Here is a 15,935-nt window from a genome sequence, read left to right as displayed (position 1 = left end):
CCACATCAACACCACCCCCGGTGACCCCCCTAAGGCCCGCACGGTGCCACCCAAGGAGACAGCAATGAAGCTCATCTACACTGCTTCCCAGGTACGCGAAGCAGAAAAGCCCTACATTGAAGCCGCCGACTACGACGGCTACCTCATGCAACGCGCCGCAGACGCCGTTGCAGCCGAAGCGCAGGAGCTGCTCCACGGCACAGAAAACGCCAAAATCCTGCTCCTCATCGGCCCGGGCAACAATGGTGCAGACACCATCTACGCCGGCGCCCGCCTCAGCGCCAAGGGGCACAGCGTTGATGCAGTCATCTTCGACTCCAGCGAAAAGAACCTCGAACTCATCGCCCGCGAAGGCGGCGAAGGCACCCGCGTGCTTGACCCCGAACACGCCCTCGAACAGCTTGCCGGCTACGACCTGACCATCGACGGCATCCTGGGTACCGGCTCCAGCGGTGCCGTACGCGGTAGCGCCGGTGAATACCTGGGCGTACTCCGCGCCGCGCAGCTCAACGGTAAGCTCGGCGCAGTCCTCGCCGTCGACACCCCCTCCGGAGTCGACAACAACCGCGGAACCGTGCATGAACCCTCCCTGCGCGCCGACCGCACCGTCACCTTCATCGGTCACAAGCTGCCGGCAGGCACCAGCCACAGCGTCCACTCCGGAGACATCAAACTCTACGACCTGGGCGTGCCCGAAGCCCTCGACGCCCACAAGCCCGCCCTGCGTGTTCTCGACCGCGAAGACTACCGCGAACTCATCGAAATCCCCGACGAGCACTCCCACAAGTACACTCGCGGCGTACTCGGCATGCTCACTGGAAGCCTCGAATACCCCGGCGCAGCCCTCATGAGTGTGCGTGCTGCCCTCAACACCGGCGTTGGTATGGTTCGCTTCGGTGCCAACTCCCACGAGCTCCGCCAGCTCATGATCGCCCACAACCCCGAAACCGTCTACTTCAGCGGCGCACCCGCCCTGCAGAGGGTCACCGTCTGGGCCGGCGGCTCCGGCTCCAGCTACGACTCGCTGGACAAGAACCGCTACCTGCTCCACTCGCCCGAACCCGCAATCCTCGACGCTGGTGCCTGCGACCTGGCGGCAGAATACATGGCAACCGGTAAGCACCTCGGATCCCACAAGATTCTCACCCCGCACGCGGCAGAACTCGAACGATTCCTGCGGGTCGTACACGAGCTCGCCCCCGAAACCTGGAAGAAGCACCTGGGCGAAGCCATCGTACCCAGCCGCAAGGACATTGACGCAGAGCCCTTCCGCTGGGTGCGTGCCGCCTCCGAACTCTCCGGCGCGACCGTCATGCTCAAGGGCGGTTACACGCTCATTGCGGCACCCAACGGCGCCACCTACAGCGTTGCCGGAGGAAGCCCCTGGCTCGCCACCGCAGGCAGTGGCGACACCCTCACCGGCATCTACGGCGCCCTGCTCGCCCAGACCGTAGCCGCCTTCGAAGCCCGCGGAGAAACCCTGGAAGACTGCACCTACGCCTCCATCGGTGCGCTCGCAGTCTACCTGCACGGTGAAGCCGCACGCGCCAGCGCCACCGGAAGCGTCAAGGACGCACTGCTGGGCCCCGCCCCGGCAACCCGCGTCGCGGAGATGCTCCCCGAAGTCATTGCGCGACTCATCGCCGAATAGGGCAGAGGCGCCCAGTACGCCGCCTCCAGCCTAACGCCCTCCAGAGATTCTAGAGCGTCTCTCAATGAACCAGGCAGAAGGCACAAAGGAAGGGGCGTGAATCCACCGGAAATGGATTCACGCCCCTTCTGTGCGTTTATATCAATGGATGATGCCAAGCTGCCTGTGCCGGAACAGCATCTTCAAAAACGGCATACATACCAGCGAGAGACCCCCAACTCTTCTTAGTACGCGCCTTCCTTAGCGAAAACCGCACGGACAGTACGCAGAAGAATAATGAGGTCACCGGTAAGCGACCAGTTCTCAACATAGTAGAGATCCAGACGAACCGACTCTTCCCAAGAAAGGTCACTACGGCCAGAAACCTGCCACAGACCGGTAATACCGGGCTTCACCAGCAGACGGCGGTACGCAATGTCCTCGTACTGCTCAACTTCCTCAACCAGCGGAGGACGCGGACCCACCAGCGACATATCGCCAATGAACACGTTCCACAGCTGAGGCAACTCATCAATCGAGTACTTACGGATGAACTTGCCGATGGGGGTAATACGCGGGTCGTCCTTCATCTTGAAGAGCACACCATTACCCTCGTTCTGCTCCAGGAGGCGCTTCTTAACCTCTTCGGCGTCAGTACGCATCGAACGGAACTTCACCATCTTGAACATTTCACCGTTCAGACCCACACGGTTCTGCAGGAAGAAGACCGGACCGCCATCACGCTTGACCAGCAGCGCCACCACCAGGAACAGCGGAGACAGCAGAATCAAACCCAGACCCGAAGACACAACATCCACAGCGCGCTTGAAGAACGCCGACAGACCGGTAATACGCGGCGTCGACACGTGCACCAGCGGCAGACCATTCAGCGGCTGCATGTGCATACGCGGACCAGCAATATCGGTCGTCGCAGGAGCCATAATCAGCGAAATATGCGCATCAGCAAGCTTCCAACCCAGCAGACGAACCTGATCCGGGCTCAAGTGGTGACCATTCGTAACCGCGACCATGTGAATATCGTTCTCGCGGATGGCCTCCATAATGTCAGCCGGAGAAGTGCTGTAACCAAGGACCGGAATCGGAGCGCCAGCAACAGTAGTACCCGGGGTGAAACCGGGCAGGTAGAACGCAGCGGGGGACAGGCCGGAAGCAACCACATCCTTCAGGTTCTTGTACAGGTGCTGACCGGTCGTCACATCAGAAATAATCATGACGCGAGTCAACGCACGACCGCGAGTACGCGAACGCACCAGACCCTGACGAATCAGCCAACGCTCAACGAGCAGAAGGAACAGACCCAGCGGGTAAGCAATCAGCAGGTACATACGGGTGACGTCAACCTTAAGGAAGAACGCCACAATAATCAGCAGGCAGAAAAAGTAAGTAGTACCGCGAGTAATGAGGCGGTACTCCTCAGTGCCGAACCCCATGATGCGCAGGCTGCGGGAGCCGTTCACCTGGAGGATAAACCACCAGCCGACAACCATACCAACGCCCAGGAAGATGTAATCAATAGCGGGAATACGGCCATCCAGGGCGTTAATAGGCCAAACGTTCACATAGGGCAGGTCAGCATTCTCCCACCCGAAACGAATCAGATGCGCAGCGACAACCGCAATAGCAATGGCGAGAAAATCGCCAAAGTAAAGGGCACGCTGAACCTTGGGATGCCAGCTTCGCTTGACGACGAAGTCTGAACCCCACATTTTTTTAAGACGATCTTGTACTTTCAACGGTGTAATCTTCCCCGGAAATTTGTCCTGTGTCGTGGACTGAGAGCGGCGAATAGGCACATTTACCCCTAATTATCGGTGAATAGGGAATCGTGTCCTAGTCTTTGTCCTGATGAATGAGTGAACCCTTAATCTTACTGAGTGAAAATAATGGCAGAGACTACGGCAAAGGCGCTGGTAAGACGCCTAGTGGAGCGTTATATGAGCCCACAGAGCGCATAAACGTGTTCCGTAAACTATTCTACGGGGTCGGGGGTCTTCCGTCTCGAAGAATGAAGAGGCAAAGTCGCTCCGGTGTGATGAAATCAATCACAGAAAAAGAAGAGAATAAGAGCCCCCGAGAAGAATGCCTAGTGGAGCTAAGAAACTCCTAAAAACACCAGACTGTTTCACACACCTGCAGAAAAAACAATAACCGGCACATAAAACGACAACCCCCGGAGGCTCAATAACAAACCCTACACACACGGTGTAAAAGAGACATTAAGGACGCTCAAGCCCCGCACGATCCAAAATGAAATCAATCATCGGCTCATAACGACGCGGCGGAACGTTATCGTCCATCGGCACGCACACCGGCAGGTCCCCCTGCTCAGCCGCCACAAACAGACCCGGATCATTACAATCCGCAATACCAATCGTCAGCAACTTACAGGTCGAGGAAGCATAACCAGCCATACCGTGATCCGAAACCACCAGATCCGGAGTCACACCGCGCGCCTTCAACTGATCCAGTGCGATGCGCATCGGGCCGGGGAAATGCGTATGCTGCAGATTACCGTACTGCTCAAACATCACGACATCCATAATCTGGCGGACATCGCCGTCCAGGAAGCGCTCACCCTCCTCAATCTGGAGAACCTCAGCACCGGCAGCCTTCGCAGCCGCAGCCATCACCGCATAGATGGGGAACAGGCCCGCCGGGTGACCTGTCGCAAATAGAATACGAGAACCCGCACGCACCGCCTCACCGAAGATACGGGCGTACTCCTCCAGCGCGCTGATGCACTGCTCAGCACCAATAGTGTCCTGGCCGTGAGTATGCGAACGATCCGGGTTCAGACCCGCGCGGCGAACCATCACCTCAAACACCGAATCGTAATCCCATTCGCGGGTCCACTGCACACCAAACTCAAGGTGCTCATTACCATCCAGGAAACCCTGAATATGGTCCAGGTTATTCTCTCGGGCGGTTGCCACCTCGCCGGTAATACGCACAGAATCCAGGTACGCGGCGAACTCATCGCGGCTCATCGAGAAAGACATTAAAACTCCTCACAACGTGAAAAATACATTACTGCGAGATACCCTCACGTACCTCGGCATAAGCTTCCAGGGTCTTACGCGCCGTCTGCTCCCAACCCATCGTGCGGGCACGCGCCGCGGCGTTCGCACCCAACGAATGACGCAGATACGGGGCACGCACCAGACGCTCAATAGCTGCAGCCCAACGCTGCGGAGTACGAGGCGCCACCAGCAGGCCCGTACGGTGGTTCTCCACCGCAAAGCGCAGACCGTCAGCATCCGTAGCGAGCACCGCCGCGCCGCACGCCTGCGCCTCCAGAGCCACCAACCCGAACGTCTCAGACGACGACGGGGACGCCACGATATCGGCAGCACGGAAAATATTCGCCAACTCAGATGCCGGAACCGGATCCTTCAAATGCACCCGATCTGCCACACCCAGCTCAGCTGCACGCTGCAACAGGCGGCGCTCATAATCCGAATCGGAACGACCAATAATGTCCACATCCACCTGCAGATCGGAGGGGAGCAGCGCGAGCGCCTCCACCAGCAGATGCGGGCCCTTCAACGGCTGAGGCCTACCGGCAAACACAATGCGGCAACGAGTCTCCGAGGTGTCATTGAGCGGATGCACGCCAGGAATCGTATGGAAAATCGAGGTGTCAACACCCGGCGGGATAGTGGCAAGCTTCTGCGCGTCCGTACCGTAATACTCGCCCATCTGCTGCGCCTCCAGGGGAGTATTCACAATCACCCGGCTCGCGGAGCTACTCATCAGGCGCTCGGCGGCATAGCGCTCCTCGGGTTCGGGCGCCTCACCTTCGCCGCGGCGCGCATCCTTGGCAGCAGCCGTCGTATGTGGAGTAAAAAGAACAGGAACCGGGAAGCCAACGCCCTGAGCCGACCACAGGTCGGATGCACGAGCCGCAGCCTGACCCGACAGCCAATAGTGGGCGTGAATAATATCCGGGGTGTACAGTGCCTGCTCGACGCACGCCTGCGCAAAATCATCGGTGACCGCAGCCAGCTCATTCTTCGAAAGACCACGGGCGGAGGGCAGATCAAGACTGTGGCGCACAAGGCGCTCGCCGGGCTGAGGAGGCTGACGGAACGGCGAATCGGTCGGAAGCGCCTCACCGCGATCCAGGGTGAAAACCTCAACCCGCAGCTCCGGATCCAGTTCCAGCATGGCATGCACCGACCGGGCAATATAGACGTTCATGCCGCCTGCATCTCCGCTACCGGGCTGCGCAAAAGGGTCGGTGTGCATGGAATACACGTGAACCGTCCGAACCGGCGGCAGAGTGCTCATCGATGCTTTCCTCTCTCAAAGGTGTACCTTACCTAGTGTAGCGCGATAGGACTTTCGCACACCGGGAGGTCTAGAATTTAGTAGAAGAGAGGCTGTCCAAGCGCAGCCTGTAGTACCCGCCGTCAGAAGGACCGTGAAGGACCATGACTCACCCTCAGCAGCCTGCCGAACCGCTCTACTGCCCGCCCTGCACCCCGGCAGAGGCAGAGCGAAGCGCCACCATTGACCTTGATGCGCTAGAACATAATGTGCGCCGACTCAAGGAACTTATTGGCGACCGCGCGCTCATTGCAGTGATTAAGGCGGATGCGTACGGTCACGGCGCGTACCCGGTGGCACGTTCGGTTATTGCCGCCGGTGCTGACCTGCTGGGTGTGGTGCACGTGAACGAGGCGCTGGAACTGCGTGCTGACGGTATTGAGGCGCCGCTCATGGCGTGGCTGCACACTCCCTCCACCGATTTTGAGGCGGCTCTGCAGGAGAAGATCCGTCTGGGTGTTTCCGGTTGGGACCTGGAGGCGGTAGCCGCCGCCGCTGAACGCACCGGCGAGCGCGCTATCGTGCATCTGAAGGCTGATACCGGTCTGGGTCGTAACGGTGCTACCGCGGCGGATTGGCCTGCACTGGTGGCTCGCGCCGCCTGTCTGGAGGAGTCTGGACTGATTACGGTTGAGGGTATTTTTAGCCACCTGGCGGTTGCTGATGAGCCGACCCGCGCCGAGACTGCACAGCAGCTCGATGCCCTGGATACTTTTGTGGCTCAGGCTCGTGAGGCTGGCCTGGACCCGAAGATCGTGCATTTGGCGAACTCCCCGGCGACCCTGACCGCCTCGCTGGAGGGTTGGGATACGGAGGAGCGTCTGCTCGGTGACGGCGTGCGTTGCGGCCTCGCGCTGTACGGTCTTTCCCCGCTGCCGGAGGTCACCGCTGAGGACCTGTGGTTGAAGCCCGTCATGACGGTGAGCAGCTACATTGCCGCCGTGAAGGAAGTTCCTGCAGGTCAGGGCGTTTCCTACGGTCTGCGCTATCACACTCCCAAGGCAACCACCCTGGCGCTGGTGCCGCTCGGCTACGCTGACGGCGTGCCGCGTATTGCGGAGAACGCGCCGGTGCGCATCTACCCGGGCGCGCAGAACGCGGAGAACGGCTCCGGGCCTAACAACGCGGAAGGCAAGACCTACCGCGTGGTCGGCCGCATCGCCATGGACCAGATGGTCGTTGACCTGGGCGAACCCGGCCTGAGTGACCCTGCCCTGGGGTACCTGGGTGCGCCCGCCATCCTTTTTGGTGCCGGTGAGAACCCGCCTGTGGAAGAGTGGGCGGATGCCGCACAGACCATTAACTACGAAATCGTGACCCGCATTTCGTCCCGCGTGGAGCGCCTCTACGTTGGCGGCTCCTGGGTTGAAGCTGAGCTGAACGAGCTGTGGGGTACCGGGCAGGAGCAGGAGGACTAATGAGCGCTGAGTACATTTCTGCCGCACTCGACCTGGATGTGACCGGCCCCGACCATACCCGCCGCCTGGCGCTCACCCTGGCGCAGCACCTGAACGCCGGGGACGTACTGTTGCTCTCGGGCGAGCTCGGTGCGGGCAAGACCACGTTCACCCGCTCCCTGGGTGAAGGCCTGGGCGTGCGCGAAGGCGTTATCTCACCGACCTTCGTGCTCTCGCGCGTGCACCCGAACCTGCCGGACGGCCCCCGACCCGGCGGCCCCGACCTGGTGCACGTAGACGCCTATCGCCTCTCCAGCGCCGAAGAGCTCGACGACCTGGATTTGGAGTTCTCCCTGCCGCGCTCTGTGACCGTCATTGAGTGGGGCCGCGATAAGGCTGAGCACCTGAGCGATTCCCGCCTGGAGCTGGACTTCACCCGCCTGACCGGCGCGGATGCACGCTTCGCCTACTCGGGGGCCGAAGAGTTCAGCTGGGACGACGAAGACGAGGACGAAAGCGACGAGGAAGCGGACACCCCTGAGCCTCGCCTGCTGCGGGTGCGCGCCTTCGGCCCCCGCTGGGAGCACGCTTTTGACGCACTGAAAGAGGCCCTGCAGAGCGCCTAGAGCCCGCGCGTTAGAATGATAGGGTGCTAGTACTTGCCCTTGATTCATCCGCCACCGCATCTGTGGCGCTCGCCCGTGTGCACGGCTCCGAAGCCGGTGCGTCCTTCGAAATCCTCGCCCGCTATGAGAGTGAAGATACCCGCTCCCACGCCGAGGTGATGGGCCCCTACGCGCAGGCGGCCCTGCAGGACGCTGGCGTGCGCGGCGAAGATTTGGATGCGATTCTGACCGGTACCGGCCCGGGACCTTTTACGGGTCTGCGTGCCGGTATCGTTACTGCGCGCGCTCTGGGTTTTGCCTGGTCGGTGCCGGTGTACGGCATGATGAGCCTGACCGCGCTGGCTGAGCGTGCTGTGTCTGGTGCGGCTGCCGAGGATACTGCCGGGGAAGAGAACGTAGAACGAGCGTTCGCCTCTGCTGAAAGTGCTGAGCTTGTAGAAGGTGCTGAGCTACTCGTACTCTCCGACGCGCGCCGCCGCGAAGTCTACTCCGCCCGCTACCGCGTGAACGCCGAAGGCTACAGCCTGGTGGACGGCCCGAACGTATGCCCCGCCTCCGAAATTCTGCCCGGTGGGGCTCCCGCCTACGCCTACGGTTACGGTGCTGGCCTGTACACCGAGGCTCTCGAAGAGCACGGCTGGACCATCGTTGATTCTGCCCGCGAGGTTCACCCCCACGCCGAGTACCTGGTTGCCGCCGCGGCGCGCCTGGGCATCGAGAACCTGAGCGAGGACACCTCCGCCCAGTACCTGCGCGACTCAGACGCAAAGGTCCCCGCCGCAATGCTCGCCCGCCAGCAGAAGCAGGCCGCACAGGCTGCGCAGACTGCCGCACAGAAGGAGAGCTAAATGAGCGCTACCGACAATATCGTGCGAGACGACCTGGCGCTGAATAACCTGGCACTGAATAATCTGGCACTGGGCGCCCGCCTGCGCGTTGCCGAACTTGCCGACGTGCAGGCCATGCACCGCATGGAAACCGCCCTGTTTCCCGCCGACGCCTGGCACATCGACATGTTCCTCGAGGAGCTGACCCACCCGACTCGCACCTACTACATGCTCGAATTGCCTGCAGAAGGTTCGGAAGATAACGAGGGCGACTGGCGCGCTATCGGCTACTGCGGAACCATGGTCGTAGCCGACACCGCCGACGTTCAAACCATCGGCGTGCTCCCCGAATATGAGGGCCACGGCTTCGGTCGCGCCATGCTTGAGCAGATGCACGAGCGTGCCCGCGAGCAGGGTGCCGAGCGCATCCTGCTGGAGGTGCGTGCCGACAATCCGCGCGCCCAGCGCCTCTACGAACGCAACGGCTACCGTGCGATTCACGTACGCCGCGGCTACTACGATGACGGAACCGACGCCATCATTATGGAATGCGCGTTCTAAATATGCCGTTGGGCTAAACGGCAATCCATGCGATAGGGGCGAGTATCCGCTGCCCTCTATGCCGCGGCATCCCTACATCACAGCATCCTTACCTCACTGCAACTAGAAGCACTACGCGCAGACAGCGCAACAGAAAGATAGACTATGAGCACTCGCGAACCCCTCGTTCTGGGCATCGAATCCTCCTGCGATGAGACCGGTATCGGCATCGTGCGCGGTGCACAGCTGCTCAGCAACACCATCTCCTCCTCCATGGAAGAGCACGTACGCTTTGGCGGCGTGATCCCCGAAATCGCCTCCCGCGCTCACCTGGACGCCATGATCCCCGCCCTCAAGGCGGCACTCGCCGAAGCGGACATCACCCTCGATCAGGTGGACGCTATCGCCGTCACCGCCGGCCCCGGCCTGGCGGGCGCACTCATGGTCGGTGTCTCCGCGGCGAAGGCGCTCGCTATTGCCACCGGCAAGCCCCTCTACGGCATTAACCACCTGGTCGCACACGTTGGCGTTGGCCTGCTGGAGGACAACGGCACCGAAGACGGCTCCGACCTGCTGGCGAATGCCGGATCCGGTGGCCTGGGTGCGCTACTAGTCTCTGGCGGTCATACCGAAATCCTGCAGGTGCGCGATATTACCTCCGATGTGCGTCTGCTCGGCGCGACCCTCGACGATGCCGCAGGCGAGGCCTACGACAAGGTCGCCCGACTGCTCGGCCTGGACTACCCGGGCGGCCCCGCGATTGACCGCGCCGCCGCTGATGGCAACCGCAACGCCTTCGTGTTCCCGCGCGGCCTGTCGAACCGCAAGTTCATGGGCACCGCCGAGGAGCCCGGCGCACACCGCTACGATTTCTCCTTCTCCGGCCTGAAGACCGCCGTGGCGCGCGTGATCGAAAGCTTTGAAGCAGCCGGTGAAGAGGTCCCGGTTGCCGATATTGCCGCGTCCTTCCAGGAGGCGGTCGTGGACGTTATCACCAAGAAGGCGATGCTTGCCTGCCGCGAGCAGGGCATGAAGACCCTGCTGCTCGGTGGCGGCGTGGCGGCTAACTCGCGCCTGCGTGAGCTGCTTTCCGCCCGATGCGCCTCCGAGGGGGTGCGTCTGATTATCCCGAAGTTCACCCTGTGCACCGATAACGGCGCGATGGTTGCGGCGCTGGGTGCCCGCCTGGTCGCTGCCGGTCGTGAGCCCTCGGGCGTGGACTTCACGACGGACTCCTCTCTGCCGGTGACCACGGTCTGTTTCTAAACAGGCTACCTCTGAAATAGTTACTTCCGCAGGGATTATTAGCGCGAGCCCGTTGATGCGGCTCGCCTCGAGAATGCTCATAGAAATGCCTCGGCACAGTCTCGCAAAGGACTGCGCCGAGGCATTTTCTGTATTCAAACTTTAGCTGCGGGGGGGCTCTAACGCAACGCTCGCGCACGAGACTGCGCAGCAACATCCAGCGCCACCTCACGCAGAGAGCCGGTCTTCTCAAAGACCGCACGCTGACGATCAGCACCCGTACCCTCGGCGAGGATGCGGCGTACCTGTGCCAGCTCTACCTCGCAGTCAAGGTCGCGTGCCACCGGCTCCAGCTTGGGCAGAAGCAGCTCAAAATCTTCACGCAGGGTACGCTGCACCGGCTCGTTAGAGACCACGATCTTAGCCTCCAGGCCGTAGCGGGCAACGCGCCACTTATTCTCCTGCGCGTGCCAGGGGGCGAGCACCTCAACGCTTTCACCCGCCTCAATCTGGCGGGAGAAGTACTCCACCAGGCACTGCGTGAACGCCACGATCGCCGCAACATCCGGCAGGGACGCGAGGCCATCGCAATAGCGCATCTCAATAGTGCCGTAACGCGGAACCGGGCGAACATCCCAACGGTCCTCGCTCGGGTCGTTGATCACGTCGGTCGCCACGAGTGACTCCAGGTACTCGCTGTACTGCTCCCAGGTGTCAAAGTGGAAGGGCAGGCCGTTCGTGGGCAGCTGCTGGTAAAGCTGGGTGCGGTGCGAAGCGTAACCGGTATCGACTCCATCCCAGTACGGGGAAGAGCACGAAAGCGCCAGCAGATGCGGTCCGTAGTTGGTCAGCGCGTCAATAAGCGGCAGAACCTTATCGCGGGAGTCAACGCCCACGTGTACGTGCACACCGTAAATGACCATGTGGCGGCCCCAATACTGGGCGCGCTCGACCACGCGCTGGTAGCGTTCCTTCGCCACAACCGGCTGGTCAGCCCAGTGGGAGAAGGGGTGAGTGCCGGCGGGGTAGAACTCAATGCCCAGGTCATCGGTGATGTCGCGCAGAGTATCCGTTAAATCCTGCAGCTGACGGCACGCCTCAGCGACGGTGCGGCAGATGCCGGTCACCACCTCGACGGTGTTCTCCAGAAACTCGCCGGTCACATGCGCCCGGTTGGAGGCGGGCTCAAGCAGTTCGGGGCGGCGCTCGCGCAGGATGGATAGCACCTCGCTGGCGCGCTGGGTCAGGGCACCGCTTTCACGGTCGATGAGCGCAATCTCCCATTCCACGCCGAGAGTGGACTGCGGGGAGGTAGCAAAGTCAATCATATTGCCTTTCCTGCGTCTGGAAATAGGGTCGTGCATGGTGCCGACTATGGAAGTTATTATCGGTGGGCTCTACCCGGCTGTGCGCTAGCCGGTGGGAGCCGGCTTTTGCGGGGGAGTACCTCTACTAGGCACCGTATCTAGTGTACGGTCTTGCGGTGCCCGGTGCCCTGTCGAGTGCAGAATCCGGAACGGGAAACGTCATGAATCGTCACGAACGGTAACCCGTCCTCGGGTCTGGGCAGTCGGGTCTGGGCCGTCAGTGCTGGGTAGTTAGGGATGGGTGGCCGGGGCTGGCGAGGTTAGAGCGGGCGCACATGCCAGCCGACGCGGCGTGAATCCCTACCCGAACCGATGCGGGTAAAGACCAGCGTCGCTGGGCGGTACGAGGACTCCTGAGTACCCGCCTGCGCACCCGAAGAAGAATTAACGTTCTTTTTCTGTTTCTTCTTGGAAGGCTTAGAACCCGCCGAACCCAGCAGGCGCGCACGCAACTGCTCCGGAACAATGTCCACGCCACGCTTCTTAATCGTCAGCGCCGTAAAGCCCTGCTCACGCACCCAACGCTTCAGCTGCTTCTCCTGCAGGGGAATCTCCTCCAGCACCTCGTAGCAGGCAACCAACGGATGCTCCACCGGCTCGGCAGAACACAGGTACGCCAGGTGCTCATCCAGCAGGTGCGCGCCAATACTCTGCGCAAACTCAGCGACCAGATGCGAGCGCACAATCGCCGGGGCAGGCTCCAGCAGGTATTCACCCGGCTGCGGCAGGGACACCGGAACGTCAACACTCTGCTCCGCCTCTTCCGCCGTCAAGGGGCTGCGGAAGCTCACCGCCTCGTAGGGAGGCAGTAGGGCGCCGGTTTTGGTTGAGCCTTCGGTTGATCCTTCATTAGGGGCAGCCTCTTCCGCAGGCCACTCGCGCACAGAGGTTGCCGTGCGAGCCACCCCCTCCTGAGCCAGTGCGTTAAACCAGAGCACCAACTCGGCGAGGGATCCCTCCGACTGGATCCACTCCGCCTCAACGCGCGGGTTGGGGTTCGCCTCCGACGCAATATCTTCGGGCGAGGGGATGCCCTCATGAGGAAAACCGGGGCCCAACTTCACGCCCATCGGCACACCCGTACGCGCCAGATTCAGCACGAATGAGAACGGGGGAGAGAACGCCTCCGGATCAAAAAGGCGCTCCGTCTGGGCCTTCTTCGCACCCCGCAACTCGCGGCGCGCCGGGTCCATCCACACAATGCCCACCGGCTCACCGGCAGCGTCCAGAAGTTCACCGTGCACATAATCGGTCACATCCCCCGAATACACGCGCGCCTGCGGGCAAAACTCAAGGTTCTTCGCCGCAAAAGAAGCCGTCAACGGGTCCAACTCCACCGCAACCACGGCACCGCGATCGGCCGCATACACGGCAGAATCCGACGCGATACCGCAACCCAAATCAGCCACCGTGCCGGCAACCGGGCGCAGACGCTGAGTACGATAGTGCGCAATCACCGGGCGGGTCGCCTGTTCCGCCGCCTCCTGAGTCAGCATGAGCGTGCGGGTGCGCTCGCCGAACTTGGCGCGCGCACGGGTACGAGCCTGCGCCAGCGAAATAATCTGTGCAGACTCCTCGGGGCTAAAACCTCGCGAACGCAAAGAAGTAACGGCGCTGAGCGTATCCGAGCCCAGCGGGTAGAGCTCATCGGCTGCCGCGAGCGCTTCGGCGCTGAACGGAAGCTCGGCGACGGGTGTAAAAGGGGATGCGGGAATAGGCATGCTCCTCATTTTACGGGGTGCCGGTTTTGAGAGGTGAGGAGCCCGATTTGCCCAGCTTTTTGCTCAGCGTTCGCCTTGCGGTGAAACACCCCGGCAGAGGGGCGCTTTTCTTGACCGAAAGCACAGGTGAAACTAGAGTTGAGGTAGCACTCGAGACAGTCATCGGGCGCGCCACTGCGCCGCTGTCTCGCATCAAACGTAAATCCACAACCCGGAGGAACCGATTATGGCTATCAAGCCCCTGGAAGACCGCGTCGTTATCAAGATCGAGCAGGCTGAGCAGACCACCGCATCCGGTCTGGTCATCCCCGAAACTGCGAAGGAAAAGCCGCAGGAAGCACGCGTTGTCGCCGTTGGCCCGGGCCGCGTGGATGAGAAGGGCAACCGCATTCCCGTAGACATCAAGGAAGGCGACGTTGTCGTGTTCTCCCGCTACGGTGGCACCGAGGTCAAGTACCAGGGCGAAGAGTACCTGATTCTCTCCGCACGCGACGTTCTGGCAATCGTCGACTAATACTTTCAGATGCTCATGCGCCGTACCGCTCATCCGGTACGGCGCATGAGCTATCATCTGCCCCTCAAATTTTCCTTTCTGTGACGCACTAGGAGTAGCGAACACATGGCTAAGCAGCTTGAATTCAACGATGCCGCCCGCAAGTCCCTGCAGGCTGGCGTCGATAAGCTGGCAAACGCGGTCAAGGTAACCCTCGGCCCGCGCGGGCGCAACGTTGTGCTCGACAAGCAGTGGGGCGCACCCGTCATCACCAATGACGGCGTGTCCATTGCCCGCGAAATTGAACTGGACGACCCGTACGAGAACCTGGGCGCCCAGCTGGCGAAGGAAGTCGCCACCAAGACCAACGACGTAGCCGGTGACGGCACCACCACCGCAACCGTGCTCGCACAGGCACTGGTCAACGAGGGCCTGCGCAATGTCACCAGCGGCGCGGCACCCGCCGACGTCAAGCGCGGCATCGAGGCTGCTGTGGAGGCTGTCTCCGCACGACTGCTCGAGAACGCACGCCCCGTGCAGGGCCCCGAGGTGGCGCACGTTGCCGCTATCTCCGCGCAGTCCGAGCAGATCGGTGAGCTGCTGGCTCGCGCCTTCGAGAAGGTCGGCCAGGACGGCGTCATCACCATTGAAGACGGCTCCTCCACCGAAATCGAACTGGACATCACCGAAGGTATGCAGTTCGACAAGGGCTACCTCTCGCCCTCCTTCGTCACCGACGCTGAGCGCGGCGAAGCAGTGCTGGAGAACAGCCTCGTGCTGCTCTACCAGGGCAAGATTTCCACCATCGCAGAGATTATGCCCGTGCTCGAGAAGATTGTTCAGGCGAAGAAGCCGCTGACCATCATCGCAGAAGACGTTGACGGTGAGGCGCTCTCCGCACTGGTCGTGAACAAGCTGCGCGGCACCATCAACGTGGTCGCTCTGAAGGCTCCCGGTTTCGGTGACCGCCGCAAGGCAATCATGCAGGACCTGGCAATTCTGACCGGCGGCACCGTCGTGACCGGTGAGCTCGGCATTGACCTGCCGCAGGTCACCTTGGAGCACCTGGGCTCGGCACGCCGCGTGACCGTCACCAAGTCCCACACCACCATCGTGGACGGCGGCGGCGACCCCGAGGCAATCGAGGACCGCGTGCAGCAGCTGCGCCGCGAAATTGAGCGCGTGGATTCCGAATGGGACCGCGAGAAGCTCAAGGAGCGCCTGGCTAAGCTCGCCGGCGGTGTGGGTGTCATCAAGGTCGGTGCCGCAACCGAGGTTGAGGCGAAGGAACGCAAGCACCGCATCGAGGATGCTGTGTCCTCCACCCGTGCCGCTCTGGAAGAGGGCATCGTCTCCGGCGGCGGTTCCGCACTGGTTCACGCACTGAAGGCACTGGACGGCATGGACCTGGGCAACCACGACGCAAACGTGGGTGTACAGATTGTTCGCCGTGCCCTGGTTCAGCCGCTGCGCTGGATCGCTGAGAACGCGGGCGAAGACGGCTACGTCATCGTCTCCAAGGTCTCCGAGCTGCCCGTGGGCCACGGCTTCAACGCCAAGACCGGCGAGTACGTGGACCTCATCGAAGCCGGCGTGATTGACCCGGTGAAGGTGACCCGTTCGGCTCTGCAGAACGCATCCTCCATCGCGGCTCTGGTGCTGACCACCGAGACCCTGGTGGTTGAGAAGCCCGAAGAAACTGAAGAAGCCTAAATAGTGTGTGTGCCCGGTGCCGCCCC

13 protein-coding genes are annotated in these 15,935 nt (G+C 61.7%); 8 read left to right on the top strand and 5 right to left on the bottom strand.

The window, feature by feature from the left end; all coding sequences use genetic code 11:
* The first annotated feature begins 64 nt into the window (after positions 1 to 64).
* Positions 65 to 1,651 (top strand): bifunctional ADP-dependent NAD(P)H-hydrate dehydratase/NAD(P)H-hydrate epimerase, encoded by a 1,587-nt coding sequence (locus HMPREF3055_RS02120; RefSeq protein WP_070737706.1) that lies wholly within the window; start codon positions 65 to 67, stop codon positions 1,649 to 1,651.
* Between the two features lie 224 nt (positions 1,652 to 1,875).
* Here HMPREF3055_RS02120 and HMPREF3055_RS02115 read toward each other — a convergent pair whose 3' ends face one another.
* From HMPREF3055_RS02115 to HMPREF3055_RS02105, 3 genes are all read right to left on the bottom strand, one after another.
* On the bottom strand, positions 1,876 to 3,357 hold the full coding sequence (locus HMPREF3055_RS02115) for a sugar transferase (RefSeq protein ID WP_044150222.1): 1,482 nt from the start codon (positions 3,355 to 3,357) through the stop codon (positions 1,876 to 1,878).
* A 510-nt stretch (positions 3,358 to 3,867) separates the two neighbouring features.
* Complete coding sequence (locus tag HMPREF3055_RS02110) at positions 3,868 to 4,650, bottom strand: phosphatase (RefSeq protein ID WP_049338094.1); 783 nt, start codon at positions 4,648 to 4,650, stop codon at positions 3,868 to 3,870.
* Between the two features lie 28 nt (positions 4,651 to 4,678).
* Positions 4,679 to 5,941, bottom strand: coding sequence for a glycosyltransferase (locus HMPREF3055_RS02105; RefSeq protein ID WP_070737703.1), 1,263 nt, complete (start codon positions 5,939 to 5,941; stop codon positions 4,679 to 4,681).
* Positions 5,942 to 6,084: 143 nt separating this feature from the next.
* On the opposite strand from HMPREF3055_RS02105, the gene alr reads away from it, so the two are divergent.
* The 5 genes from alr (at position 6,085) to tsaD (ending at position 10,636) form a co-directional block, all read left to right on the top strand.
* On the top strand, positions 6,085 to 7,398 hold the full coding sequence (gene alr / locus HMPREF3055_RS02100; RefSeq protein ID WP_070737700.1) for an alanine racemase: 1,314 nt from the start codon (positions 6,085 to 6,087) through the stop codon (positions 7,396 to 7,398).
* Entirely contained in the window at positions 7,398 to 8,003 is a 606-nt protein-coding gene (gene tsaE / locus HMPREF3055_RS02095; RefSeq protein WP_070615083.1) for a tRNA (adenosine(37)-N6)-threonylcarbamoyltransferase complex ATPase subunit type 1 TsaE, read from the top strand. Before alr ends, tsaE begins: the two co-directional genes overlap by 1 nt.
* 23 nt (positions 8,004 to 8,026) lie before the next feature.
* Positions 8,027 to 8,851: a tRNA (adenosine(37)-N6)-threonylcarbamoyltransferase complex dimerization subunit type 1 TsaB gene (gene tsaB, locus HMPREF3055_RS02090; RefSeq protein ID WP_070642921.1), complete on the top strand. Its 825-nt coding sequence runs from the start codon at positions 8,027 to 8,029 to the stop codon at positions 8,849 to 8,851.
* Positions 8,852 to 9,391, top strand: coding sequence for a ribosomal protein S18-alanine N-acetyltransferase (gene rimI / locus HMPREF3055_RS02085; protein WP_070737698.1), 540 nt, complete (start codon positions 8,852 to 8,854; stop codon positions 9,389 to 9,391).
* 144 nt (positions 9,392 to 9,535) lie between these two features.
* Positions 9,536 to 10,636, top strand: a complete 1,101-nt coding sequence (gene tsaD / locus HMPREF3055_RS02080; protein ID WP_070642916.1) for a tRNA (adenosine(37)-N6)-threonylcarbamoyltransferase complex transferase subunit TsaD — start codon at positions 9,536 to 9,538, stop codon at positions 10,634 to 10,636.
* 158 nt (positions 10,637 to 10,794) lie between these two features.
* Here tsaD and HMPREF3055_RS02075 read toward each other — a convergent pair whose 3' ends face one another.
* Both HMPREF3055_RS02075 and HMPREF3055_RS02070 read right to left on the bottom strand, forming a co-directional pair.
* Positions 10,795 to 11,943 carry a glutamate--cysteine ligase gene (locus HMPREF3055_RS02075; protein WP_070642913.1) on the bottom strand — a complete coding sequence of 383 codons (1,149 nt, stop codon included), beginning with the start codon at positions 11,941 to 11,943 and terminating at the stop codon, positions 10,795 to 10,797.
* Positions 11,944 to 12,242: 299 nt separating this feature from the next.
* A complete protein-coding gene (locus HMPREF3055_RS02070; protein WP_246826877.1) occupies positions 12,243 to 13,703 on the bottom strand; it encodes a class I SAM-dependent methyltransferase in 1,461 nt (486 codons plus the stop codon).
* Between the two features lie 226 nt (positions 13,704 to 13,929).
* Between HMPREF3055_RS02070 and groES the strand changes: the two genes are divergently transcribed.
* A complete protein-coding gene (groES, locus tag HMPREF3055_RS02065) occupies positions 13,930 to 14,217 on the top strand; it encodes a co-chaperone GroES (protein WP_005505066.1) in 288 nt (95 codons plus the stop codon).
* Positions 14,218 to 14,322: 105 nt separating this feature from the next.
* Complete coding sequence (gene groL, locus HMPREF3055_RS02060; RefSeq protein WP_049341811.1) at positions 14,323 to 15,909, top strand: chaperonin GroEL; 1,587 nt, start codon at positions 14,323 to 14,325, stop codon at positions 15,907 to 15,909.
* Positions 15,910 to 15,935 lie beyond the last annotated feature (26 nt).

This window comes from Rothia sp. HMSC061C12, from assembly GCF_001815755.1.
GTDB classification, from domain to species: Bacteria; Actinomycetota; Actinomycetes; order Actinomycetales; family Micrococcaceae; genus Rothia; species Rothia mucilaginosa.
This window is presented reverse-complemented; position numbering and strand designations above follow the sequence as displayed.